Origin of the sequence: Streptomyces sp. NPDC051310 (assembly GCF_044455245.1) — a bacterium.
GTDB lineage: Bacteria > Actinomycetota > Actinomycetes > Streptomycetales > Streptomycetaceae > Streptomyces.
On the sequence record NZ_JBITEO010000012.1, the window covers coordinates 216,529 to 240,430 of the forward strand.

25 protein-coding genes are annotated in these 23,902 nt (G+C 74.1%); 14 read left to right on the forward strand and 11 right to left on the reverse strand.

The window, feature by feature from the left end:
* Positions 1-182: 182 nt before the first annotated feature.
* The 3 genes from ACIA79_RS19805 to ACIA79_RS19815 all read left to right on the forward strand — a co-directional run bounded on the left by ACIA79_RS19805 (position 183) and on the right by ACIA79_RS19815 (position 3,315).
* A complete protein-coding gene (locus ACIA79_RS19805; RefSeq protein WP_399429597.1) occupies positions 183-824 on the forward strand; it encodes a flavin reductase family protein in 642 nt (213 codons plus the stop codon).
* Positions 811-2,094 (forward strand): cation:proton antiporter, encoded by a 1,284-nt coding sequence (locus ACIA79_RS19810; protein ID WP_399429598.1) that lies wholly within the window; start codon positions 811-813, stop codon positions 2,092-2,094. The genes ACIA79_RS19805 and ACIA79_RS19810 overlap by 14 nt, the downstream gene beginning before the upstream one ends.
* 366 nt (positions 2,095-2,460) lie before the next feature.
* Positions 2,461-3,315, forward strand: a complete 855-nt coding sequence (locus ACIA79_RS19815; RefSeq protein WP_399429599.1) for a DMT family transporter — start codon at positions 2,461-2,463, stop codon at positions 3,313-3,315.
* A 42-nt stretch (positions 3,316-3,357) separates the two neighbouring features.
* Here ACIA79_RS19815 and ACIA79_RS19820 read toward each other — a convergent pair whose 3' ends face one another.
* From ACIA79_RS19820 to ACIA79_RS19830, 3 genes are all read right to left on the reverse strand, one after another.
* A complete protein-coding gene (locus ACIA79_RS19820) occupies positions 3,358-3,834 on the reverse strand; it encodes a hypothetical protein (RefSeq protein WP_399429601.1) in 477 nt (158 codons plus the stop codon).
* Positions 3,835-4,079: 245 nt separating this feature from the next.
* Entirely contained in the window at positions 4,080-5,690 is a 1,611-nt protein-coding gene (locus tag ACIA79_RS19825) for a glycerol-3-phosphate dehydrogenase/oxidase (protein ID WP_399429602.1), read from the reverse strand.
* Positions 5,687-6,286: a TetR/AcrR family transcriptional regulator gene (locus ACIA79_RS19830; RefSeq protein WP_399429603.1), complete on the reverse strand. Its 600-nt coding sequence runs from the start codon at positions 6,284-6,286 to the stop codon at positions 5,687-5,689. Before ACIA79_RS19830 ends, ACIA79_RS19825 begins: the two co-directional genes overlap by 4 nt.
* A 74-nt stretch (positions 6,287-6,360) precedes the next feature.
* Between ACIA79_RS19830 and ACIA79_RS19835 the strand changes: the two genes are divergently transcribed.
* From ACIA79_RS19835 to ACIA79_RS19850, 4 genes are all read left to right on the forward strand, one after another.
* Entirely contained in the window at positions 6,361-7,956 is a 1,596-nt protein-coding gene (locus ACIA79_RS19835; protein WP_399429604.1) for an FAD-binding oxidoreductase, read from the forward strand.
* A gap of 34 nt (positions 7,957-7,990) precedes the next feature.
* Positions 7,991-8,872 (forward strand): YegS/Rv2252/BmrU family lipid kinase, encoded by an 882-nt coding sequence (locus tag ACIA79_RS19840; protein WP_399429605.1) that lies wholly within the window; start codon positions 7,991-7,993, stop codon positions 8,870-8,872.
* Between the two features lie 269 nt (positions 8,873-9,141).
* Entirely contained in the window at positions 9,142-9,327 is a 186-nt protein-coding gene (locus ACIA79_RS19845) for a hypothetical protein (protein WP_399429606.1), read from the forward strand.
* 104 nt (positions 9,328-9,431) lie between these two features.
* Entirely contained in the window at positions 9,432-9,653 is a 222-nt protein-coding gene (locus ACIA79_RS19850) for a hypothetical protein (RefSeq protein ID WP_399429607.1), read from the forward strand.
* Between the two features lie 9 nt (positions 9,654-9,662).
* Here the strand turns inward: ACIA79_RS19850 and ACIA79_RS19855 are convergent, their stop codons facing one another.
* Together ACIA79_RS19855 and ACIA79_RS19860 are read right to left on the reverse strand one after the other, a co-directional pair.
* The gene (locus tag ACIA79_RS19855) at positions 9,663-10,730 is read right to left on the reverse strand and encodes a lactonase family protein (RefSeq protein ID WP_399429608.1); all 1,068 of its coding nucleotides are present in this window, start codon (positions 10,728-10,730) and stop codon (positions 9,663-9,665) included.
* 67 nt (positions 10,731-10,797) lie between these two features.
* Positions 10,798-12,864 (reverse strand): discoidin domain-containing protein, encoded by a 2,067-nt coding sequence (locus ACIA79_RS19860; protein ID WP_399429609.1) that lies wholly within the window; start codon positions 12,862-12,864, stop codon positions 10,798-10,800.
* A gap of 232 nt (positions 12,865-13,096) precedes the next feature.
* On the opposite strand from ACIA79_RS19860, the gene ACIA79_RS19865 reads away from it, so the two are divergent.
* The 3 genes from ACIA79_RS19865 (at position 13,097) to ACIA79_RS19875 (ending at position 14,191) form a co-directional block, all read left to right on the forward strand.
* Positions 13,097-13,321, forward strand: a complete 225-nt coding sequence (locus ACIA79_RS19865) for a DUF2945 domain-containing protein (RefSeq protein WP_399429610.1) — start codon at positions 13,097-13,099, stop codon at positions 13,319-13,321.
* Positions 13,318-13,665: a DUF3140 domain-containing protein gene (locus tag ACIA79_RS19870; RefSeq protein ID WP_399429611.1), complete on the forward strand. Its 348-nt coding sequence runs from the start codon at positions 13,318-13,320 to the stop codon at positions 13,663-13,665. The genes ACIA79_RS19865 and ACIA79_RS19870 overlap by 4 nt, the downstream gene beginning before the upstream one ends.
* A gap of 160 nt (positions 13,666-13,825) precedes the next feature.
* Positions 13,826-14,191, forward strand: a complete 366-nt coding sequence (locus ACIA79_RS19875) for a hypothetical protein (protein ID WP_399429612.1) — start codon at positions 13,826-13,828, stop codon at positions 14,189-14,191.
* Positions 14,192-14,223: 32 nt separating this feature from the next.
* Here the strand turns inward: ACIA79_RS19875 and ACIA79_RS19880 are convergent, their stop codons facing one another.
* The 6 genes from ACIA79_RS19880 to ACIA79_RS19905 all read right to left on the reverse strand — a co-directional run bounded on the left by ACIA79_RS19880 (position 14,224) and on the right by ACIA79_RS19905 (position 18,972).
* A complete protein-coding gene (locus ACIA79_RS19880; protein ID WP_399429613.1) occupies positions 14,224-14,658 on the reverse strand; it encodes a nuclear transport factor 2 family protein in 435 nt (144 codons plus the stop codon).
* Positions 14,659-14,769: 111 nt separating this feature from the next.
* The gene (locus ACIA79_RS19885) at positions 14,770-15,414 is read right to left on the reverse strand and encodes a TMEM175 family protein (protein WP_399429614.1); all 645 of its coding nucleotides are present in this window, start codon (positions 15,412-15,414) and stop codon (positions 14,770-14,772) included.
* A gap of 77 nt (positions 15,415-15,491) precedes the next feature.
* Entirely contained in the window at positions 15,492-17,048 is a 1,557-nt protein-coding gene (locus tag ACIA79_RS19890) for a SpoIIE family protein phosphatase (RefSeq protein WP_399429615.1), read from the reverse strand.
* Position 17,049: 1 nt separating this feature from the next.
* Complete coding sequence (locus ACIA79_RS19895) at positions 17,050-17,607, reverse strand: methanogen output domain 1-containing protein (RefSeq protein WP_399429616.1); 558 nt, start codon at positions 17,605-17,607, stop codon at positions 17,050-17,052.
* A 227-nt stretch (positions 17,608-17,834) separates the two neighbouring features.
* Positions 17,835-18,464, reverse strand: coding sequence for a L,D-transpeptidase (locus tag ACIA79_RS19900; RefSeq protein WP_399429617.1), 630 nt, complete (start codon positions 18,462-18,464; stop codon positions 17,835-17,837).
* The gene (locus ACIA79_RS19905) at positions 18,454-18,972 is read right to left on the reverse strand and encodes a SigE family RNA polymerase sigma factor (protein WP_399429618.1); all 519 of its coding nucleotides are present in this window, start codon (positions 18,970-18,972) and stop codon (positions 18,454-18,456) included. The genes ACIA79_RS19900 and ACIA79_RS19905 overlap by 11 nt, the downstream gene beginning before the upstream one ends.
* 133 nt (positions 18,973-19,105) lie before the next feature.
* On the opposite strand from ACIA79_RS19905, the gene ACIA79_RS19910 reads away from it, so the two are divergent.
* The 4 genes from ACIA79_RS19910 to ACIA79_RS19925 all read left to right on the forward strand — a co-directional run bounded on the left by ACIA79_RS19910 (position 19,106) and on the right by ACIA79_RS19925 (position 23,846).
* On the forward strand, positions 19,106-21,118 hold the full coding sequence (locus ACIA79_RS19910; RefSeq protein ID WP_399429619.1) for a D-alanyl-D-alanine carboxypeptidase: 2,013 nt from the start codon (positions 19,106-19,108) through the stop codon (positions 21,116-21,118).
* Between the two features lie 690 nt (positions 21,119-21,808).
* Positions 21,809-22,015: a hypothetical protein gene (locus tag ACIA79_RS19915; protein WP_399429620.1), complete on the forward strand. Its 207-nt coding sequence runs from the start codon at positions 21,809-21,811 to the stop codon at positions 22,013-22,015.
* A gap of 167 nt (positions 22,016-22,182) precedes the next feature.
* Complete coding sequence (locus ACIA79_RS19920) at positions 22,183-23,295, forward strand: helix-turn-helix domain-containing protein (RefSeq protein WP_399429621.1); 1,113 nt, start codon at positions 22,183-22,185, stop codon at positions 23,293-23,295.
* A 32-nt stretch (positions 23,296-23,327) separates the two neighbouring features.
* Positions 23,328-23,846: a hypothetical protein gene (locus ACIA79_RS19925; RefSeq protein ID WP_399429622.1), complete on the forward strand. Its 519-nt coding sequence runs from the start codon at positions 23,328-23,330 to the stop codon at positions 23,844-23,846.
* Positions 23,847-23,902 lie beyond the last annotated feature (56 nt).

The following is a 23,902-nucleotide window of genomic DNA, read 5'->3' on the forward strand; positions in this document are numbered from 1 at the left end:
CGGGCCGCCCCCGGTCCCCGGCCCGCGGCCACCCCCTCACCTCCCCGGCACCGCAGCACTCCGGCGCGGAACCGGCGGCCACCCCCGGGCCCCGGCTTCCGCCGCCGCTCCCACGGCCCGGCGCCCGGCGCAGTCCGCCGGGTGCCGGGCCGCACTGCATCGTCATCCACAGGGAGTCACACATGCCCGACTTCGCTCCGCACCCGGACACCCCGGGTGGCGACGGCACCGAGGGGGCTGTCGCCGCCGAAGGCGCCGTCGTCCTCCGGGAGGCGGATCTCCGCCCCTTCATGGCCGCTTTCCCCTCCGGGGTCACCGTGGTCACCACCCTCGACGCCGACGGCCGGCCCCGCGGCCTCACGTGCAGCTCGATGGCGAGCGTCGCCCTCGCCCCGCCCACGCTCGTCGTGTGCATCCGGACGGCGAGCCCGACCCTGCGGGCCCTGCTCGACCAGGGGCAGTTCGCCCTCAACCTGCTGCACGAGCGGGCCAGGGCGACCTCTGACCTCTTCGCCTCCGGGGCGCCCGACCGCTTCGAGCGCACCGAGTGGCGGCTGCCCCTCGGTGCGAGCGGCCCGCACCTGACCTCGTCCGCCCACGCCGTCGCCGACTGCACCGTGGTGGAGACCGCCGTGTTCGGCGACCACACGGCGGTCTTCGCGCAGGCGCGCCGGATCAGCGTGCGCCCCGCGGCGCAGCCCCTCCTCTACGGCCTGCGCCGCTACGCCGGGTGGTCCGCCGCGGCCGCCGTGCCGCAGCCGCCGGCGGTCCCGCTCCCGCCCCGCTCCGTACCGACCGAAGGAGCCGCCGGTGTCCGCGGCTGAAACCATGCGCGCCCTGCTCGTCGCCGTCCCGGTCGCCATCCTGGCCTGCCAGGCCGGGGCGAGCCTCGTCAGACGATTCGGCCAGCCACCCGTGATCGGCGAGATCGCCATGGGCATCGTCCTCGGGCCCTCCCTGCTGGGCTGGCTCTGGCCCGAGGCGCAGCACTGGCTGTTCCCCGAGTCGGTCCTCCCGTACACCTCGGTGCTGGGCCAGCTCGGTCTGCTGGCGTTCATGTTCCTCGTCGGCCTGGAGCTCGACCTGGGTGCCCTGCGCGGCAACTCGCGGACCGCCGTGGCCGTCAGCCAGGCCGGCATTCTGCTTCCCCTGGGCCTGGGTGCGCTGCTGGCCTTCCCGCTGTACGGGCACCTCGCGCCCGACGGTGTGGAGTTCACACCGTTCCTGCTGTTCGTCGCGGTCGCCATGAGCATCACGGCGTTCCCGGTGCTGGCCCGGATCCTGGTCGACCGCGGGCTGTACGGGACTCCGCTCGGCGCCCTCGCGATGGCGTGCGCGGCGGTCGACGACGTGGCCGCGTGGTGCCTGCTGGCGCTGGTGGTCGCGTTCTCCACGGCGGGGTCGCCGTTCGACGCCCTGACGGCGGCGGGGCTCACCGTGGCCTTCGGTGCCTTCATGCTGCTGGTGGTCCGTCCGCTGCTGGCGCGGTGGGCGAAGGGCCGCACGGACCGGGCCGGCGACGGGGTGGTCCTGGTCCTGCTGTTCAGCGGTCTCAGCCTGTCCGCGCTGGCGACGGACCTGATCGGGGTGCACACGCTGTTCGGCGCCTTCCTGTTCGGCGTGGCCGCACCGCGCGGCCACCGCCGCATCGAGGCGTCGTCCGCCCGGCTGCGCGCCGTGGTGGTCCCGGTGCTGCTGCCGCTGTTCTTCGTGCACACCGGACTCAGCACCGAGATCGGGGCCCTGGCCGCCGACCCGGTGCAGTGGCTGTGGACGGGAGCGCTGCTCGCGATCGCCGTGGCCGGCAAGTGGGGCGGGGCGGCCGGTGCCGCGCTGGCGTGCGGACAGTCCTGGCGGCAGGCCATGTCGATCGGGGCCCTGATGAACTGCCGGGGCCTGACCGAGCTGGTGGTGCTGTCCATCGGCCTGGAGCTCGGCGTGATCGGACCGGAGCTGTTCACCATGCTGGTGCTGGTGGCCCTGATCACCACCGCGGTCACCTCCCCGGCCGTCACCCGCTTCCAGCGCCTCCGTCCGGCGGACCCGCCGGCCCGGGAACCGGAACCCGTGCCGAAGGCCGCCTCCCGCCCTTGAGCCCGGCCTGGGCGTCCCGGCAGGAGCCCCACGCCCGCCCGGGAGGCCGTGTGGGCCGGCCGCTGCGCCGTGTGGGCCCGTGGCTGGGCGCGGGCCTCTCAAGGCCCCGGCCGCCGGGACGGGGACCCGCCGGGCCGGGGACCCGCCGGGACGGTCGCGCCCGCCGGGGAGCCCCCGCGTGCCGGGAGCCTGCGCCCGCGGGGGAGCCCACCGCGAACCTGCGCCTGCCGGAAGGCTCGGGGTGTGGCTCCCGGGAGGCCCGGGAGCCACGGACCGGGAAGGCGGGCCACACCCCAATGGCTCCGGCCGGCCGCGCGGCCGACGTGTCGGCCCGCCCGTGCCCCGCCGCCGCACCAGGATCGGGGCATGGGCGTCCTCCTCCCCACCCTCTTCGCGCTCTGCGCGGCGGCGAGCAACGCGCTCGCCACCGTGCTCCAGCGCCGCGCCACCCTGACCGTCCCGCAGACACAGGGCTTCCGCCCCGGCCTGCTGCTCGATCTGCTGAGACGACCGCTCTGGCTGGCCGGCATGCTGGCCGTGATCGTCGCCGGGGTGGGCCAGGCGGCCGCCCTGGCTACCGGCCCCCTGGCACTCGTACAACCCCTGTTCGTGCTGGAACTGCCCCTCGCCCTGCTGTTCGGGTCGCTGGCGGACCACCAGCGGCTGGCCGGGCGCCTGTGGGTGGCCGTGGCCGCCGTCGTCGCCGGGCTGGGCCTGGCCCTCATGGCGGCCGCCCCCGAGGGCAACCGCACGCACGTGCCGCTCGACCGGTGGGTGCCCACCCTGGCCGGGTGCGCCGTGGTCGTCCTCGCGCTGACGACCGCGGCACTGCGCCGGCCGCCCGGCAGGGCGAGGGCCGGGTGCCTCGGGGCCGCCACCGCGGTGTGCTACGCCCTGACGGCCGCCCTGATGAAGACGTCCATGCACATCCTCGACGACAGCGGCGTGGGCGCGTTCTTCACCACCTGGCACACGTACGCCTTCGCGGCCTGCGGCGTCTGCGCGCTGCTGCTGCTGGAGCACGCGCTGCAGGGCGGTCCGCTGGTCGCCTCGCAACCGGCGCTCACGCTGGGGGACGCGAGTGTGAGCCTCGTTCTGGGCGTGCTGCTCTACGAGGAGCACGTACGCGCCGGCTGGTGGCTGGTGCCGGAGGCGCTCGGGGTCGGCCTCATCGTCGCGGGAGTGCTCACGCTGGCGCGGGCCGGCGCGAGCACCGGGTGACGGGCCCGGCCGGCCCGCGGGCCGGAAGGCGGCCTGCCGCAGTCAGCCCGCCGCGTCCAGCACGGCGAGCAGCGCGCGAGCCTCCGCCCGGGCCCGGTCCACCTCGACGTCGCGGCAGACCACCTCCAGGCCCAGGGAGGTCCACTCCGGCCGGCCGGGGACGGCGACGTACGAGCGGTAGGCGACGAAGGCGCGCTTCCCCTCCGTCCGGTCCCGGCCGACCCGCAGGGTGGCGAAGCGCTCCTCCTCCGGCCCCTCCTCACCGAGGAGGAACTCGTGCTCGTCGGCGGCGGGAGCCGACGCCAGGCCGAGCACCGCCCGGGCGAACGCCCGGACCTGTGCGGCGTCGTCGAAGGGCAGCAGCTCGGTGACGTCGGGCAGCCCGGCCAGCAGCAGCCAGCGACCGGGCGTGCCCTCCTCCGCCGGCTCGCGGGCGACGGACAGGACCGATGTGCCCGGAGCCCGTCCGGCCGCGCCGCCGTACTGCCACGCGTACGTGAAGACCTGCTCGAACCTCATCCTTTCGGGCCTCCCTCCTCCGGTGCGCGCGTCAGAGCCGGTTCACGGGGTACGCGCGCACCATGACGCGTCAACGCCTCGAATGACACCGCGAATTGACACGGAGGAACCTGTGAACCACATCGTGACAGCCGCTCAGGACGCCGCGGCCGCCCCCGGTTGGCTCCATCTGATCGTGATGGCGGTCGCCGTGGTCGTCCTCTTCTACAGCCTGGCCCGGCACAGCAACTGACCGGCCCGCCCCCTCAGGACGTGCGCGGCACGAGCCGCCCGTCCTCGTGGCGGAGCACCTCGCGGGCCGTGTCCAGCGCCGCTTCCCGGTCGTCCGGCACCACTCCGATCCGGGTGCGGCGGTCCAGGACGTCGGCCTCGTCGAGCGCCCCTTCGTGGCGCACCGCCCACACCAGTTCGGCCACGGTCACCGGGTGGCCCGGCACCACGGGGCGCGCCAGGGCGGGATTCTCCAGCCCCAGCGCGTGCACGGCCGGAGCCTCGGTGCCGTAGCGGCGCACCAGCCGGCGGGGGGCGTCCAGGGCGGCCAGGGCCACCGGGGCGGCCGCCCCCACCAGCGGGAGCCATGCCGTACGGCAGGGCCCCGCCGCGAGACCACGCGCCGAGACCACCGCGTCCAGGGCGTCCTGCGCCATGCGCCGGTACGTCGTGAGCTTGCCTCCCACCACGGTCACCACCCCGTCGGACGAGGTGAGCACGGCGTGCTTGCGGGAGATGTCGGCCGTCCGTGCGGCACCCGGCTCGCCCGACGTGTCGAGGAGGGGCCGCAGGCCGGCGAAGGCGCCGATGACGTCGTCGCGGCCCAGCGACACGTCGAGGGCCGAACCGAGGACGTCGAGCAGGAAGCCGATGTCCGTCTCCGGGACCTCCGGAACATCCGGGATGTCACCGTCGACCGGTTCGTCCGTCAGCCCCACGTACACCCGGCCGTCACCCTGCGGCAGGACCAGGACGAAGCGGTTCGCCTCGCCCGGGATGGGGATGTGCAGGCCCGCGGTGAGCGAGCCCAGGTCCTCCGAGCGGAGGACCAGGTGGGTGCCCCGGGAGGGCCGCAGCCGGATGTCCTCGATCAGCCCGCCGGCCCAGACCCCGGTCGCGTTGACGACGGCGCGGGCCCTGATCCTCGACTCCTCGCCCGTGAGCTCGTCCCGCACCACGGCTCCGCCGCCGTCGAGGGAGAGCGCCCGCGTCCGGGTGAGGATCCGCGCGCCGTGCGCCGCGGCGGTCCGGGCGAGGGCCGTCACCAGCCGGGCGTCGTCACTGAGCCTGCCGTCCCAGGAGAGCAGCCCGCCACGCAGGCCGGTGGACCGCAGGGCGGGCGCCAGGTGCCGGGTCTCCACGGGGGAGAGCGCCCGCGGAGGGGGCAGCGTGGCACGGGACGTGCGCGCCGAGGCCCGCAGCAGGTCCCCGGCCCGCAGTCCGGCCCGGGCCAGCGCCGCCTGCGACCGGGAGACCAGCGGCGTCAGCGGCATCACGAACGGCTGGGCGCCGACCAGGTGCGGGGCGGTCCGCTCCATCAGCACGCCCCGCTCCACGGCGCTCTCGTGGGCGACGTCGAGCTGTCCGGAGGCCAGGTAGCGCAACCCGCCGTGGATGAGCTTCGAGCTCCAGCGCGAGGTGCCGAAGGCGAGGTCGTGGGCGTCGATCGCGGCGACCGTCAGGCCGCGGGTCGCGGCGTCGAGCGCGACGCCCGCGCCGGTGGCCCCGAGGCCGACGACGAGGACGTCCACCGGTGTGCCGTCGGCGAGCCCGGACAGTTCGCGCCGGCGGCGCGCCGCGTTCAGCGACGACGAGGCCCGCGCGGGTGCGGAGGTGGTGCGCGACCGGCTGAGCGGGTGGCTCATGGGGCGAGGGTCCTTTCCAGGAGGGTCCGCAGCTCACCGAGGAATGCCGCTTCGTCGAGCCCGGGGTCGGACGCGTCGGTCATGGTGCGCAGCGAGAGCGTGAAGGACTGGACGATCAGCAGCAGGGAGCGGGCCTGGAGGTCGGGGTGGGCCGCCCGGACCGATCCGTCGGCGTGTCCCTCCTCCAGCGCGCCGGTGATGAGGCCGAGCAGCGCGTCCTGGCTGGCACCCCGCCGGTCGAGCACGTAGGGCAGCAGGAGCTCGGGGTCGACGTCGAGGATCTTGTGGAACAGCGGGTGGGCGCGGAACGCCTCGACGCCCGCGACCAGCCCGTCGACCAGTCTCGGCCGGGTGGGAGCGCCGGGTTCCCGCTCGGGCATGGCCGACACGGCGAGGGCGACCCACTCACGGGTCATCACGTCCCCGACCAGGGTCCGCACATCGGGCCACCGGCGGTAGAGCGTCATGCGGGAGACCCCGGCGCGGCGGGCCACGTCGGTCAGCGTCGTCCGGCGCACCCCGACGGCGAGGACGCAGTCACGGGCCGCGTCGAGGACGGTTTCCCCGTCCGAATGGTTGTGACGAATGGGCGTCATCTGTCACAGTGTAATGCCAGTGCGGGCCCCAGGGCACGCCTTGACCCGAAACCGACGGCGAGGAACCGAATCCCGTGGACATGTTGTGGAGCGGCTGGGGCGACCCGGCCAAGGCGGCCCCCCTGCCCGACACCGTGACCGGCCTGCTGCGCGACCTGCTCGGCGTCACCCCGCGCGACCACGGCCCCGCCGCGCTGGAGGACATCGCCGTCCCCGCCCCATCGCTCATGGACGACACGCTCCGCGCCCTCGCCGCATGCCTGGGCGATCCCGCGCACCTGCGGACGGACGCCGAGGCCCGCATCCGCCACACCCGCGGCAAGTCGACCCCCGACCTGCTGCGCATCCGCGCGGGCGAGGTCGACGACATCCCCGCCGCCGTCCTGCTGCCCGGCAGCCACGACGAGGTCCTCGCCGTCCTGCGCGTGTGCAGCGAACACCAGGTACCCGCCGTGCCGTTCGGCGGCGGCACCTCGGTCGTCGGCGGCCTGGCCCCGGAGCGGTCCAGCTTCGTCGCCCTGGACCTGCGCCGCATGGACGCCCTCCTCGACCTGGACGAGGTCTCCCGCACCGCGACCTTCCAGCCCGGACTGCGCGCGCCGCGGGCCGAAGCCCTGCTCAACGAACGCGGCTACACCCTCGGCCACTTCCCCCAGTCGTACGAATGGGCCACCATCGGCGGATTCGCCGCGGCCCGCTCCAGCGGCCAGGCGTCCGCGGGCTACGGCCGCTTCGACGAGATGGTGCTCGGCACCACCGTGGCCACCCCCGAGGGCACCTGGGAGGCCGGACGCGCGCCCCGCTCGGCGGCCGGCCCGGACCTCCGCCAGCTCGTGCTCGGCTCCGAGGGCGCGTTCGGCGTGATCACCTCCGTCACCGTGCGCATCCGCCCGCTGCCCGAGCAGCGCGTCTACGAAGGCTGGCGCTTCACCTCCTTCGAGGCCGGCGCCGCCGCGCTGCGCAAGCTCGCCCAGGACGGGCCGCGCCCGACCGTCCTGCGCCTGTCCGACGAGACCGAGACCTTCATCGGCCTCGCCCAGCCCGACCGCATCGGCAGCGGCGCCCCGGAGGCGGCCGGCTGCATGGCGATCGTCGGGTACGAGGGGACGGCCGCGCGCAACGAGGAGTGCCGCAGCGGCGTCCACGAGGTCCTCCTGGCGGAGGGCGGCGAGTGCGTCGGCCGCGAACCGGGGGACCGCTGGGCCCACGGCCGTTACGACGCCCCCTACCTCCGCGACGCGCTCCTCGACGCCGGGGCCTTCGCCGAGACCCTGGAGACGGCCGCCTTCTGGTCCGCGCTCCCGCGGCTGTACCAGGACGTCCGCCGGGCGCTGACCACCGCGCTCTCCGACGCCGGCACGCCGCCGCTGGTCATGTGCCACATCTCGCACGTGTACGAGAACGGCGCCTCCCTGTACTTCACGGTCGTCTCCGCCCAGGGCGATGACCCCGTCGCTCACTGGGCCCCGGCCAAGCAGGCCGCGAACGAGGCGATCCTGGCCGCCGGCGGAACCATCAGCCACCACCACGGCGTCGGCACCGACCACCGCGACGGGTACACCCGGGAGGCGGGCCCCCTCGGCGTCCGCGTCCTCCAGGCCGTCAAGGCGGAGCTCGATCCGGCGGGGGTGCTCAATCCCGGCATCCTCGTCCCCGTCCGCCACCCCTGACCCCCAGCCTGCCCTGCCCTACGGAGGCGCGCACATGCGACAGTTCACCGCCGTCGTCAACCCGGCCGCGGGAAGTTCCAGCGGCACGGCGGCCCTGCTGCCCGTGGCCCGGCTCCTGCGGGAGGCGGGGGCCGGGCTGGAGACCCGCTACAGCCGCAGCCTCGACCACGCCCGCGAGCTGGCACGGCAGGCCGCCGCCCAGGGGCACGTCGTGCTCGCGGTCGGCGGTGACGGGATGGCCGGAGCCGTCGGCGGGGTGCTCAGCGGCACCGACGCCGTGCTCGGCCTCGTCCCGTCGGGGCGCGGCAACGACTTCGCCCGGGCCCTGGGCCTGCCCGCGGAGCCCGCGGCCCTGGCGGAACTCCTCCTGCGCGCCGCGCCGCGCGCCGTCGACACCATCGAGGTGGAATCGGCCGTGCACCCGAGGACCGCGGTCCTCGGCAGCGTGTACGCGGGCGTCGACGCCGTCGCCAACCGGTACGCCAACCGGTCACGGCTGCTGCGGGGCGCCGCCTCGTACTACGCGGGCGGCGCACGGGCCGTGGCGGGCTGGCGGCCCGCGGCGTACCGGATCACCGTCGACGGCACGGTGCACGAGCGGAGCGGCTACACCGTCGTCGCCGCCAACTCCGGCTTCTACGGCTTCGGCCGCCGCATCGCGCCGGACGCCCGCGTCGACGACGGCCTGCTCGACGTCGTCGTCGTCCGCCACGCCCCGAAGCGGCTGTTCTTCGCCCTGATGAACGAGCTCAAGACCGGGGCGCACATGCGGCGGCCCCAGGTCGAGGTCCTGCGCGGCAAGGAGATCCGCATCGAGGCCGACCGGGACCTGCCGTACGGCGCGGACGGCGAGGTCGACGCGACGCTGCCGGTGACGGTCCGGGTGCGGCCGGGCGCCCTGAACGTGCTGTGCTGACCGAGCGCGCCGCACCCCGGGTGCCGCCGCGCGCACGACGCGCGGGGCGCCCCGGCGGCGCCTAGCGTGAGTACGTGTACGCGGCGAAAGGGCACGACCGTGGCAGAGCACTTCGCGTCCGTCGACGACTACATCGGCTCCTTCCCCGAGGACGTGCGCACCGTCCTCGGACGGATCCGGCGCACGATCCACGAAGCGGCGCCCGAGGGCATCGGCGAGAAGATCGGTTACGGGATCCCGGCGGCGTCACCCTCGACCGCCGGATCCTCGTGTACTTCGCCGGATGGCGGCATCACGTCAGCGTCTATCCCGTCCCGCGGGGCGACGACGCGTTCCGGCGGGACACCGAGCCCTACCGGTCGGGCCGCGGAACGCTGAAGTTCCCCCTGAACGCCCCCGTGCCGTACGACCTCATCGCGCGGACCGTGCGGCACCTGGTGGCGGAACGGGACTGAGCGGCCCGCTCCGTCCGGCCGGGGACCCGGACCGCGCGGGGACCTGATCCGCCGAACGGGCGACCGGGGCCGTGACCGGGCACGGGAGGGATCGTTGCCCGGGCATGCCAGGAATCACCCAGCGCGCCATGACCGCGCTCGCCCTTGCGGGAGCCGCGCTCTCGGCCGGCGGAACCGCCCACGCCGGATCCCTCAACCAGGAGCTGGTCGACCGGGTCCACGTCGGTGTCGACGGCGAGCTCGCCCAGCACGTCGTGGACGAGACCGTGCACACGGTCGACACCGTGCAGTCGAAGGCGTCGATCCAGCCGTCCGGACGGCGCTGAACCCGCCGGTCAGGAGAAGACCACACACGCGGCGGCCGGCACCTCCACCGCGCCGCCGCGCCGCAGCCGCCCGCTCTCGGGGTCCGCCTCGAACCAGGTGACGTCGCCGGACCACTCGTTGACGACGTACAGCCGGCGCCCCGACGGGCCGGTCACCAGATCCCGCGGCCAGACGCCGCCGCAGTCGGCTGCGCCCGCGAGCGCCGGCTTCTCGGCGCCGTCGGCGAGGGAGAACGTCAGCACGGTGTTGCTGCCGCGCACCGCGGCCCGGACGAAGCGCCCGTCGGGCGAGACGCAGACCACCGAGGGGTAGGCGCGCTCCCCCGCGGGGAGGCCCTCCGTGTCGATCGCGGTCTCCGCCAGCGCCTCCAGGCGGCCGGCCGCCGCATCCCAGCGGCAGACCGTCATCAACGGCTCCAGCTCGTGCAGGACGTACACCACCTCACCGTCCGGGTGGAAGGCCAGGTGACGCGGGCCCGACCCGGCCCGCAGCACGGTCTCGGCGTGCACGCGCGGCTCCCCGGTGGCCGGGTCGAGCGCGCAGACCCGCACCGCATCGGTGCCCAGGTCCACGCTCAGCACCCACCGCCCGCCGGGGTCCGGCAGCACCTGGTGGGCGTGCGGCCCCTGCTGCCGGTCGGCGTCCGGGCCCGAGCCGTGGTGCGCGAGCACGGCCGGAGGGCCGCTGAGGGAGCCGTCCGGGCCGATCGCGAGGCTGCTGACGCTGCCCGAGCCGTAGTTGGCGGTGAGCACCCGGCGCCCGGCCACGCCGAGGTGGGTGGGGCCCGAGCCGCCCACACCGACGGCCGCACCGAGAGGGGTGAGGGCGCCCCCCGCCGCCCGGAAGGCCGCGACCGCACCCGGCTCCGTGTCGCTCACCGCGTAGAGCACTCCCGCCACCGGGTCGAGCGCGAGGGCCGAGGGGTTGACGATCGTGCCGACGGCCGTGTGCGGGGTGAGCGCCCCCGTCACCCGGTCGACGGCCGCGACCGTGATGCCGCGGCCGCCTCCCGTGGTGAAGGAGCCGATGTACGCCCACTGCCCGTCCCTCGTGCCCGCCCGGTTGCCGCGCTCCACGCCGCCCACAGGATGCCCTTTCCGCCGTTCCACGACTGGCTGGGCACTGTAGGTCCCGAGCGGGACGTCAGCGGCTGTACACGCCGACCTCGTGGAGCGAGTAGCCCCATTCGGTCCCGCGTTCGAGGCCCATCACCCGGACGAAGCGGGCCGGCACGGCGGTGAACCGCGCGGTGTCCAGACCGCCGTCCCCGGCGGTGGTGGACCAGACGGTCCGCCAGTCGTTCCCGTCGCCGGACACCTCGATGCGGTACGCCTTGCCGTGCGCGCGTTCCCAGTCGAGCGTCACCCGGCCGACCGGCTGCGCGGAGCCCAGGTCGATCCGGAGCCACTGCGGGTCGCTCCGGTCGCTGGCCCAGCGGGTGCGCGGGTCGCCGTCCACGGCGCGGCCGGCGGCGTAGCTCGTGAACGGGTTCCACTCCGCCGAACTCGCCGACGCGGGAGCCCCGGCGGCCAGGTTCGCGCCGGCCCGGTGGCGCTCCGAGGCGCCCCAGGTGGTCAGGTAGGACTCCGCGCCGCGGAAGAGGTCGTCGATGACGTCCTGGCCGCCCGTGACGCGGATGTCCTCCAGCCAGTCGGGCACCAGGCCGTAATGGGCGGCGCCGTCGGTGTTGATGTCCCAGGTGCGTTCGCCGGTGGTCTGCCGGTCGATGACCGAGCCGCCGTCGGCGCTGCGGAAGGGGTACCGCACCGGGTCGGGCGTGTCGGCGCCGCGCGGCGCCGGCCAGCCGCCGACCCCGTTCATGTCGGTGCCGTAGCCGTATCCGGCGCCGTACTTCTCACGCAGCGCGTCCGTGCGCCGCGCCTCGGCGGTGAACCCCTCGGCGCCGTGCATGTACTGGGCGATGAACCCGCCGAGGCGGTAGACCCGCTCCGTCCAGTCGGTGTCCATCCAGCTGTGCGAGGAGAGCACGCCGGGGTACGAGGCGGACTCCAGGATGTCGAGGACGCGGCCGGTGGCCTTCACGCTCATGTGGTCGATCTCGATCATCATCCCGCGCTGCATCATGCCGCGCACGGCGTGCTCGCCGAGCGCGGTGAGGCCGCGGGTGTTGCACCGTGCGTCGGCGGCGTACGACGGGACCGCGACGCCGGGCGGGAGCTGCTTCTCCGCCTCGGCGGCCGGGGCGGCGCCGATGGGGTTGTCGGCCTGCGGCCCGGTGCACTTCTCCGTCTTCCAGAACGTGCCCGTCGAGAGGAACTGCCCGACGTTGATCGCCGTACCGAGGGTGCCGGAGTCGAACCGCACCCCGCACAGGGCGTTGTCGAACTTGTGGCACAGGAACATGCTGCGGACCCCGAGGGCGTGCAGCTCGTCCAGGCCGCGGTCGATGTCGTCCTTGCCGCACTGCGCCACGTCCAGGATCTGCTTGCACCCGAAGGGCTCCGAGGTCTCCACGCCCAGGACGACGGCCATCTTGCCCTGCTCGACGACCTCCCTGGCCTGGGCGGAGTCGGTGACGACGCGGAACCATCCCTTGCCCGGTCCGCCGTACATCGTGTCGATGTACGCCTGCATCTCGTACGTCTTGCGGGCCTGGAGGCGGATGGAGGTCATCTCGTCGCAGCCGCGGTCCTTGAAGAAGTAGACCGAGCAGATCACGCCGTTGGTGACGAGGTCGTTGACGAGCACCCGCTGGCCGCCGCGCCAGGCGCGCTCCACCCACGCGTAGTAGTTCTGCTGGTGGGTCAGCGAGTCGTGGGCGGGCCAGTCCTTGAAGGTGGGCCAGCCGTGGGGGTCGTGCCGGCCGTCGCCGCCCTTGGTGATGAAGTCGAAGACCGCCAGGGAGCCGTCGGGGTAGTGCTCCGGGCAGTCCTTGAGCGCGTCGGCGACGCCGCCGGCGGAGAACGGCTTGCCGCAGATCAGCCGGCCCCCGAAGGCCTCGTTGGACATCAGGTGGTCGTGCGCGTCGACGAAGCCCCGGACCCGGCCCTGGGAGTCGGTGCCCTTGAACGGCTCCCCGGTGACGTCGATGCGGGAGTCCGGCGCCGGCCGGGCCACGGGGTCCCACCAGCCCGGTCCGGAGGCGGCGCCCGCCCCCGCCTGGGCCGGTCCCAGGCTCAGCAGGGTGAGGACCAGCGAAAGTACCGCGAGAACCCTGAGCCTGCCGTGCGTGCGTCGCACCAAGGTCATCACCCGTGTCCCAGCCGGAGGAGGCACCGAAGGGGACCCGGGCGCCCGCGGGGCCCGAGCCCTCCAGTGATTGTCATGTCCCCATAAATGATGCGAGGAGGATCGCGGCTGCCGCCGCAGCAGTCAAGAGCCGCGCATCGGCCGCCCCGCCCCGCCACCGCGTGGCGGGAGGCGCACCGGCGTGTTCTGCTCGGACGGGGGCGTGTTCCCGGCTCCCGGAGGAGTGATCCGCATGACCAAGCGCAAGAAGCTCGACGAGGGCGACAAGGTGACCTGGAAGAGCCACGGAAAGAACGTCGCCGGCACGGTGAAGCAGAAGATCACCGAACGCACGAAGGCGGCGGGGCGCACCGTCGACGCCTCCGCGCAGGAGCCGCAGTACGAGGTCGAGAGCGACAGGAGCGGCCGCTCGGCCGTGCACAAGCCCCGGGCGCTGCGCAAGAAGGGGAGGTCGTGACCGCCGGGGACGGCGACGGACGCGAGGACACCGTCGCCGCGTTCCGCAAGGCGGTCAACCTCACCGCCACCGAACTGGAACGGTGGCTGGAGACCGACGAGTCCCGCAGCGTCGGCCAGAAGCAGGACGGCGGCTCCGAGAGCGTCGGACACGCGTCGGGCCGCCGCATCGTCGCGCTGCTGCGCACGAAGAAAGCGGACCTCACCGACGACGACGTCGCCCACATGCGCAAGGTCGTCGGGTACGTCGAGCGCCACACCGCCCAGCGCCCCGGCGGCGACGTCACCCGGACGCCCTGGCGGTACTCCCTGATGAACTGGGGACACGACCCCGAGAAGGGCTGACCCGCCCGCCGCCGCGGGCGGGCGCGGGCTCGCGGCGGGCGCGACATGACCGGACATCGCCTCACGGAGGGACGCGCTCCGGCGGTTGGGTGGGACGGGCCGCGCCCGGGGTGTCACCCCGGGCGCGCACCCTGACCGCCCACCGTCGCAAGGAGACTCCGTGTCGCTCCAGCGCACCATGGCCCTCGCCGCCGCCGGCTCCGCCGCCTGCCTGTTCCTCGCCGCGCCCCCCTCCCACGCGGCACCGGGCGACGTCACGACCGTCTGCGCGAGCGTCCTGACTCCTGCCGGGTTCGTCGATGTGAGCTGGGGGACCAGTCTCTCCTGCGGCTCGGGGAGCGCCCCGAACATCAAGCAGATCAAGCAGCTCACCGGTCTCGCCGTGGGCACCACCGTCAACGCCTGTGCGTCCACCTACCCGCCGGCCGGCTGGGTGCAGACGAGCACGTACTACAGCAGCAGTTGCCGGTACTCGGTCGTGCCGAGCTTCAACCCGAACGCCTGGACGCTCAAGCGCGTGTCGTGATGGTGCGCCGGGGCGGCCGGGGCGGTGCGGTCTCAGGCGAGGCCGTCGCCCCAGCCGACCTGGACCATCGTCTGGAACGCCCACACCCCGTCCCGCCTGACGAGGATGTCGGCGTACCGCAGCTGCGTCGTCTCCTCGCCGCTGGTCATCGTGGAATCCGTGAACACCACGGCGATGGACGGGCTGAGGAAGACCGGTGTCCGGGTGGAGGTGAAGGAGAGCTGGGCGTCGCCGCTCTCGCCCATCACCTGGCCCATGGTCTCCAGGAACCGCGCGCGGTCCCACTGCGCGGTGCGGCCGTCGCCCGCGCTGTCGTCGCTGACCAGGTTCAGCGGGAAGACGGCCATGTCGGCCATGCGCGGGACATCACGCCGGGCGCTCGCCGCGTCGTACTCGGCGAACCAGGCGTCTAGGCTCGCGCGGTCCTCGGCGGACGGGGTGAAACCGGTGTCGGGCAGTACGGTCATCGCGAAACCTCTCATCACGTCCGGATCAGTCGCGTGACCGTATCCCCGGCGCGATCAGCTAGTCAAACTTGATTAATGCGGTTCCGGGGCGACCCGCACGGCGCGAACCCGTCACGGCCCCCGTCGCGCGGAGTCCCGCCCCTCCCGCGACGGCGGGACGGTGAGCCGGCGGGCCAGCACCGCGAGGGGCACGGAAGCGATCCAGCTGTAGATCGCGGCGGTGGGCGAGTGCACCGCGACGACCACCGAGAGCAGGAACACGACGGCCTGCGCGGGAAGGGGGACCGAGCGCCACGACAGGTGCCGCGTGCCGCGCAGGATGTGCAGTTCCATCGCGTACAGCACCAGCGCGGCCGCACCGATGACCGCTCCGTACAGCCCCGGGCCGAGCGGCCGGTGGGCGTAGGCCTCCAGGACGCGCGTGGGGAACGGGATCAGGGAGACCAGCACCAGGAAGACCACGTTGAGCCAGAAGAGGTGGCCGTCGATCCGGTCGGCGTCCCGCAGGGCGGCGTGGTGCGCCCGCCAGAACAGCGCGATCACGAGCGCGCTCAGCAGGAACGTCCCCACCTGGGACTCCACGTCGTCGAGGGCGTGCCGCAGCGCGTCCCCGCGCAGCCCGTCGGGGAGTTCGATGTCGAGCACCAGCAGTGTCATGGCGATGGCCACCACGCCGTCGGTCAGAGCGAGCATCCTGTGCTTGGGCATCCGGTGGGATCCGTCCTCGACGGCCGAGCGCCGCTGACCCGTGTTCATGCCTCCGTAGTAGCACCCGCCCGGCCGCGGGCCCGCCGCCGCGCGGGCGGGGCGTGTCGCGCGGGTACGGCCGGAACTCAGGCGGGGCGGACGGTGAGCAGGGCCCGGTCGTCCGGCAGCTCGGTGTCGACCTGCTGGTGCAGCAGCACGTCGCAGGTCTCCCGGGAGCCCAGGCCGGCCGTGGCCCGGGCAGCCTGGGCGAGCCGCTCCATGCCGACGTCCAGCCCTTCGCCGCGGCGCTCGATCAGGCCGTCGGTGTAGAAGACGAGCGTCGCGTCCGCCGGGACCGTCGTCTCCTCCTGCGGGTAGTCCTTGAACGGGACGGGACCCAGCGGTGGGGCCAGCGCGCCGGCCAGGTACCGGGTGGAGCCGTCGGCGCGGATGAGCAGCGGCGGGGGGTGGCCCGCCCGGGCGTAACGCAGGGTCCGCGTGCGCTGGTTGTAGCTGGCGTAGCAGGCGGTGGCCATCAGCCCCTGGTGGTACGTGCCGAGGAAGTCGTTCAGCTCGGCCAGCACCCTGGGCGGCTGGTTGCCGCAGCGGCGGGCGATGCTGCGGAGCACCGTCGTGATCTGCGCCATCGCCGTGGCTTCGGCGACGCCGTGGCCGGCGACGTCCCCGATGGTGAACCCGACGGTCTCGCCGTCCAGCACATGGACGTCGTACCAGTCGCCCCCCACGTCCACCATGTGCGTGCCGGGGGCGTAGCCGCCGGCGATGTCCAGTCCGGGGACGTCCGGCAGGCTGGGGAGCAGGCTGCGCTGGAGCCGCTCCGCCAACCGGTGCTCGTGCTCGAACAGCCCGGCCCGGCGCACCGCCTGGGCGATCTGCAGGGCGATGGTCAGGGTGAGATCCGCGTCCGGTTCCGCTCCGGGAGCGAAGGGGATGACCAGCCGGCCGAGCGTGACGCCCTCGGCCCTCAGCGGCACACGGCGGGCGTTCTCGGGCACGGTGGCGGTCCCCGCACCGTGGATCCCGTCCAGGTCGGTCCAGGAAGTGGGGACGAGCGGCAGGCTGTCCGCCGGACCGAGGGAGGGGATGATCCGGCGGGAGTGCAGCTCCAGGACCACGTCCGTGGCGTCCAGGGCCTGCGGGGCGCACTTGCGCACGGCGTCGCAGACGTCGGCGAGGGTGGCGCCGGCGGCCAGCGCGGCGGTGAGCCGGTACAGGCGCTGCATGCGCGCACGGGCCGCCTTCTCGCTGCGCAGCAGCAGGTCGCGCTGCTCGGCGATCGCACGACGGTAGGTCATCTGCTGGTTCATCAGCTTGATGCGCTGGGTGAGCGCCACGAACCGGTCGCTGATGTCGAGGCGGGACAGGTGCAGCTGCACCGCCGGCTCGGACCCGCCCCACCAGGTGGCGCGGGCACCGTGGCAGCGCAGCCGGACCGGCCGGTCCTCGTCGTCGCGCACGGTCATCACGCCCGGCAGCGGGGAGCCGCTGCGCAGCCACTGCGAGAGCCGTTCCCCCAGTTCCCCGGGGTCGGTCACCAGGTCGCTCAGCTCGGCACCGGTGCGCAGGGAGTTCACCGTACGCAGGGTCGCCGGGTTGGCCGCCAGGATCCGCCCCGAAGCGGTGCACACGAGGACCGCGTGGGGGAGCAGCTTGGCCACGGACCGGAAGGACGCGAGGTTCATCTCACCGGTCCGTCGCGGTCATGCCGGCGGCGCGGGGCTGCCCGGCGTCCCCGAAGTACTCGCGCCCCGGCTCGTCGTCCATGTCGAGCTCCGGCTTGAGGTGCACCACCACCCGGCAGCCGGTACTGCCCCGGGCGATCGTCTCCTCCAGCTCCACCCGGGCGTACCCCAGGTTCTGCGCGGCGATGGTGCCGAAGACGTTCGACGTCATCATGCACATCGACTCCCGCCCCAGCACCTTCTCGGCGAACGGGCAGCTGCGGCTGCCCAGGACGATCCGCTCGTCGTCCTGCGCGATGATGAAGAAGTCGCCCTTGATGCGCTGCTTGAGGTCGACGAGCACGTCGGCGACCTGCTCGCGCGACATCTGGGGCACGCCGAGCGCCCTGACGTACGCGTCGTTGAGCTGGGAGCCGACCGACTGGCCCACCAGGCTGATGTAGCCGGAGGCCTCCTCCAGCCCGACGACGGACTCCAGCGACGTCGCCAGCTCCCGCACCAGGCTGCGCATGAAGACGTCCCGGTCCAGCTCCAGGTCCGCGTCCTTCGCCACGCTCACAGGCTGCTCCTCTCCCGACTCGTCTGGAGCACCGCGAACGTGGCCGGCCCGGTGCGCCCCGGGAAATCAGAAGACCAGGCTCCACGACGAGCATAGAGGCCACCGGTGAGGAGTCCATAGAGCGACCACCGACGGGGGCGGACCGGGTAGCGTGGTGTCGTTTGACCGTCGGCCGGTCGCTCCCGCGCCCGCTCCCGTGCCCCACGGGCCGGGCGGGCCGCGCGCCGTCAGGGCGCGGGTGCCGTCCCGGTGATGGTGACGACGTCACCCGTGCTGAGGTTCCGGTACAGCCATGCGGCATCCGACGGCCGCAGCGCGATCCAGCCGGCGGTGATGTCCCGCCTGCCGGGGGCCCGCTCGTCGTAGGGCATGGCTGCCAGGTGGTTCGTGGCTCCGCCCGCCGCGCGCAGCTCGATCACCCACGGCAGCACCGTGTCGTACGGGCCGGCGAAGCCGACGTCGTCACCGGTCACGCGCATCTCGGTGTGCTTGGCCGCGACCGTCATGGCGCCGACGGGCGTGCGGTGCCGCGCGTCCCCGGAGGAGATGGGCAGTTGGCGCCCCTCCGCCGTCAGCACCCGCCGTGAGAGGTCGACCGTGGCGGCCGCCTCCGCCGTGGGCGCGGCCGTGGCCGATGGTGACGGTGGCTGCTCGCCGACCTGTGACGCGGTCCCACCCCCCACGCCGAGAGGCACGGCGACGGCGAGGCAGGCCGCGACCAGCCCCGACGTGACCAGGGCGTGCCTGCGCCGCCGGCGCCGCACGGCGAGCCGGCGGATGCCGGCGCCCGGGACGACCGGGGACGGTTGCCGCCCCTCGACCAGAGCGCGCAGCGCGGTGGTGAGTTCATCCGACATGGCTGCCCTGCCTCCTGCCCGTGACCATCGGCGACGGCCCTTCCGCCAGCTGCTTGGCCAGGGCGTCCCTCCCCCGCGACAGCCGGGCCTTCACCGTCCCCGGCGGCGCGTTCGTCTCCCGCGCTATCTGCTCCACGGAGAGGTCGCACAGGTGGTGCAGGACGACCGCGGTCCGCTGTGCCTCGCTGAGCCCGCGCAACGCCTCCACCAGCGCGGTGTGGTCCGGTGTCGGCCCGGGGACCGGCTCGGGCGGCGGGCTGTGGTGCACCAGTTCCAGCCAGCGGCGGGCCCGCCGCCACCGGCTGACCGCGAGCCGCATGGCCACCGTGCGGACCCACGCCTCGGGAGCCTCGCCCACCAGGAGCGCGCGCCGCTTGTCCCAGGCCCGTACGAACGCTTCCTGCACGACATCCTGGGCCTCGGCCAGGTCGCCGGTCATGGCGTACAGCTGGCCGACCAGGCGGGGGAAGGCGCCTGCGTAGAAGGCGTCGAACTCCTCCTCCGTCATGGGGTTCCGCGGTCTCCATCGCTCGAACGACGCCACTGCGGAGCGCCGCGAAAAATTCCTCAGTACGTGTGCAACCCGCCTGCCCCGGCGTGCGTACAAGTGGCGTACATCGAAACACAAGGAAAGGGATGCCATGACCACGGGGGGCGGGAACGGCCTGGTAGGGCGGACGCGGGCGACCACCGGCGACACGGAGGCCGGAGACACGGCAGCGACCGACGCCGCGCCTGCGTGCGCGGGCACCCCGGCGCAGGACGACGCCCCGCCGGTGAACCCGGACCCGGCGGCACCGGAGGAGGAGACCGGACGCGTTCCACGTCAGGGCCCGTCGCGGCTCGCGGAGACGTCGCCCGAGGCTGACGGGGCCGATGCGGACGGGGCCGAGGCGGACGAGGCCGAGCAGGGCGGGGCCGAGGTGGTCGGGGCCGAGGAAGAGACGCCGGAGCCGGAGGAACAGGAAGAGCCCGAGGAGACGCCGGAGCCGGACGAGACTGCGGAGTCCGGCGAGAGGACGGCGTCGGACGAGAGCACGAAGCCCGGCGAGAGCAGGGAGTCCGACGAGGCCACGGAGTCCGACGGGACCACGGCGTCGGACGAGAGCACGGAGTCGGGCGAGCCCGGGGCGGAACAGCCCGGGGAAGAGTCCGGGGAAGAGCCCGGGGAGGAAGCGCCCGGCACGGGTACGGGGACCGACGAAGTGGCGCCGGGCCCTGACGAGGCGGCGGCGGAGGCCACGGCGGAGCACATTGTTGCGCCCGCGGTACCCGGCACCGCCGAAGGGGACGGCACCGGCACCGCATCGGGACCCGACGCGGACGGCGGTGACGGCACCCCCGGCCCCGCCGGGCGGTCCCGCGAGGCTGCGCCCGGAGTCCCGGCAGCACCGGCGTACACACCGCTCCTGCCGGAGCGCCCGGCCCGCACGCTCCCGCGCCGCATACGGACGTGGGCGCCCGTGGGCGTCGTCCTCCTCCTGCTGCTGTGCGCCGGCGTGCAGTTGGTGCGGCCGCTGCCCGCGCCGACACTGACCCCCGCCCTGTCCCCGGCGTACACCTTCCCGGGCGGTCCGCTGAAGATGCCGTGGCCGGGGGAGGGCCAGGGGGCCGTCGAGGTGGAAGGCGTCGGCGTGATCGGCACGTACGGCAGCGGTGAGCCCGCTCCCATCGCGAGCGTCACGAAGGTGATGACCGCGTACGTGATCCTCCGCGAGCATCCGCTCACCGGCGACGCGTCCGGTCCGGACATCACGGTCGACGCGGCCGCGGAGAGGGAGGGCCGCAACCCGGACGAGTCGAGAGTCCCGGTACGGAAGGGGGAGAAGTACACCCAGAAGCAGATGCTCCAGATGCTGCTCCTCCCCTCGGCGAACAACATCGCGCGACTGCTCGCCCGTTGGGATGCCGGTTCCGAGGCGCGGTTCGTCGGGAAGATGAACGCCGCGGCCCGGGAGCTGGGCATGACCGGGACGACGTACACCGACCCGAGCGGTCTCGACGCGACCACCGTGTCCACCGCGGTGGACCAGGTCAAGCTGGCGAAGGCGGCGATGCGCAGCGAGGTGTTGCGGGAGATCGTGGACTCGTCGCACGTCACCCTGCCCGGCTCGGCGGGACGGATCGACAACGGCAACAGCATCCTGCCCAGGCCCGGGGTGACCGGCGTCAAGACCGGTTCCTCGACGCCGGCCGGCGCCAACCTGCTCTGGTCCGCCGACACCGTCGTGGACGGCGAGGAACGCCGCATCGTCGGCATGGTGATGGGGGTGCGGAACGCCGAATCGCTCCGCGAGAAGCTCGTGCTGGCGATCGAGACGTACAGCCGCGGCCTCATCGAGGCGGCACAGAAGGGCGTCACCTCCGCCACGGTGGTCGAGGAGGGCGACGTCGTGGGGTACGTGAACCGGCCCCTCGGCGGCAGGATCCCGCTCGTCGCCACGAAGGACGTGCGGCCGGTCGGCTGGCCGGGCCTGACCGTGAAGCTGGAGCTCGGCAGTGGAGGCAGGCCCCTTCCTCGTTCGGCGAAGGCGGGCGCCGTGGTGGGCGAGGTGCGGGCCGGCGAGGGGGCAGGAGCGGTCCGGGTCCCGGTGGCCCTGCGGGAGGACCTGGTGGGGCCCGGTGTCGCCGACAAGTTGGTACGCCTCGGCTGACGCCTTGCCCGACGCGTCGTCCGGAGCCCGGCCCGATGCCCCGGCCTGCGCCTCGTCCGGCGCTGTGCCCGATGCCTCGGCCGGCGCTTTGTCCGGCGTCTCGGCCGACGTCGCGGGGCGGCGCGCCGGCGATGTGCCGGCCGGCGCCACCGCGTGCTCCGCGGGGCCGGGGGCGGACGCGCACGGCACGCTGTGGCGCGCGGGTGGCGGACGCTGGCGCCGGGCACGCCGGTGCTGCCCCGCGCGCGGGTCCATGCGCCCGGGTTTGCAGTTGCGGTGGTCTCCGAATCCCCGCGTGACTCCCGGCATTTGCGCTACAGGCGATCTTTCCGCTGCGTTGTCGGATCGTTCCCTTCCGGAATCGATCAGGGATGTTCGTGACGAGGCGACAACTGTGGTGCGGGGGACGGGCGAGGGTTTGCGGATGCGGCCTGGGCGCATGCGGCCATAACCCTGCGTGCGCGTGGCGCTGCGGAGCGCTGACAAGTTATGGTCCCGGTCACCGGTTCTTCCGCCGGGACGACAAGGACCCTGGCGGGGCGTCCAAACCACAGCCAGGGCCTTGTTCCAGCAACCGCGATCCCGATCGCACCACGTGAACCACACATGGAAGGGGGCTACTTCATGCCCTACGACCACAATTGCCGCCGACGCCCGTTATGGGGGCCGGAATCAGGTGCCGACGCTACCATGACCCCGCTTTCCGGAGACGGGGTGCGACAGGCCGATGACTTGGCGGTCACGGCACGGGGCGGCCTGTTCATCGCCCTGCCGGTGCTGCCCCTCATCGTCATCACCGGAGTCCACGACCCCGCTGTACTGGCAGCTTTGGCCATAGCTATTTCCGTTCTGGGCGCGGGGATGCGCCTTGTCTACAAGCGAGTTCGCCGGTTCTGAGAATTCGCCACCCCACCTGCCCGCCTGCTCCCCGGTGAGGCCGGCGAGGCGGGCGGCTCAGCGGCGGTCGGCCGGATCCCGCCGAGCGAGTTTTCCGCTCGGCGGGTCATCCGCGACCGCATCCTCACCGCAAAACTCCCCCGCGTTCCCCTGAAAGAGGCACCTCCATGTCCCCGGCCCTCCCGCGACAGCAGATCAGGCAGTGTTCCCACTGCGGAGAGGACTTCACCCACATCGTCAGGCCCGGACGCCCGAACACCTTCTGCTCCACCGCGTGCCGGACCGCCTCCCGCGCCTCCTCCGCCGAACCCCCGGACGTCACGCAGTACGCGGAGGACCTGTCGGCGACGGCGGAGGACCTCAACCTCGCCGTCACCACCCTGCTGGCCACCGTCCAGGACGACGGCGACTCCAACACCCTGATGCGCCAGATCACCGACATCGACCGGCTCCGCAAGGACGTCGAGGCGGCCATCGTCGCGCGGGCCCGCGCACGCGGCGACTCCTGGAAGGACATCTGCCGCTCCAGCGGCCGCGGACCCGAGCGCCTGCGCAAGATGTGGACGCAGGACGCGGTCACCCGCCGGCTGGAGCTCGTCCGCGCCGCCCGGGCGAGCCGGCCGGCGCCGCCCGCCCAGGACCCGGCCGACGGACCGGCCGCCCGGACGGCGGGCTGCGCGGGCACCGGGACCGACGCCGAGACCGCCCGCCCGCCGAGCCAGACCCCCGCGCAGCAGCTCGCGGCCGCGATGTCCTACCTCCAGCGGTCCACCCGGAAGTCCATCAAGGAGACCGCCCTCGACATGGGGGTCTCGCCCTCCCACGTCTCGCGCATCCTCGCCGGGACGCGCCGGCCGTCCTGGCCCGTCGTGGAACGTTTCGCCGCCGTTTGCCGCGGCAGCCTCCCCGAGCTGCGGGACCTCTGGGAAGCCGCCCAGCGCCCGCTCGGTTACGAGGCCGCCGGCCGCGAGCCGGCCCCCGACGACCCGGCGGAGGCGAAGGAGAAGTTCCACACCGCGCTGAACGCGCTGTACCTGGCCGCCGACCGGCCCGACCTCTGGGCCGTGCAGCGGATCTCCGGCACCGGCAGGAAGGTGGCCATCGGCGAGATCACCCGGACCCTCACGGGCGGACACGTCCCCGACTGGGAGACCACCGCCCGCCTGGTCGCCGCGCTCGGCGGGCGCCCCGCCGAACTGCGGCCCCTCTGGAAGGCCGCCGCCGCCGCGCCGCCGCGCCGGCCCGACGCTCCGGAACTCCCTGCCGCGGCCTTCGGATGATCGTTTCTGCGACCCCGGGGGACCCCCAGCCCATGCATCCCGGCCCCGACACCCACCTGTCGCCGCCCGCCGTCCGTACCCGCAGCCTCCGGCTCGCCTACGAGGCCTTCCACGCCCTCCACCACGCGCACTACCTCGCCTTCGCCCGCGCCCGGCTCGACGACGACCGGGCGCACGCGGCCGTGACCGCCGCCTTCACGGCTCTCCTCGCCAGCTGGCCCGCGGTCATGAGCTCCCTCGTCCCCGCCTCCCGGGCGTGGGCCCTGCTCAGCGACCAGATCCGCTCCCGGGAAGGCCGCTGCCCCTCTCCTCCGAAAGGGGACCGACCGGTGGGGGGCCGGTCGGCGCAGGGCCCGCCCGCGGGGGAGCCGCCGGAGGACCCGCCGTCCGAGGGCCCGCTGTGCGGGAGCCCCTCGGCCGAGGACCCGCTGGCCGAGGACCTGCGTACGCTCGCCGCCCTCGGGTACAGCGCCGAGCGCAGCGCGAGCCTCACCGGCCTGCCCCTGGGCAAGGTGCGCTACCTGACCGCCCGTACCGACGCCACACCCTGACCTGACCTGACCTGACCGCCCGGTCCGGCCGCCCGGTGCCACCACCCGGTCCGACT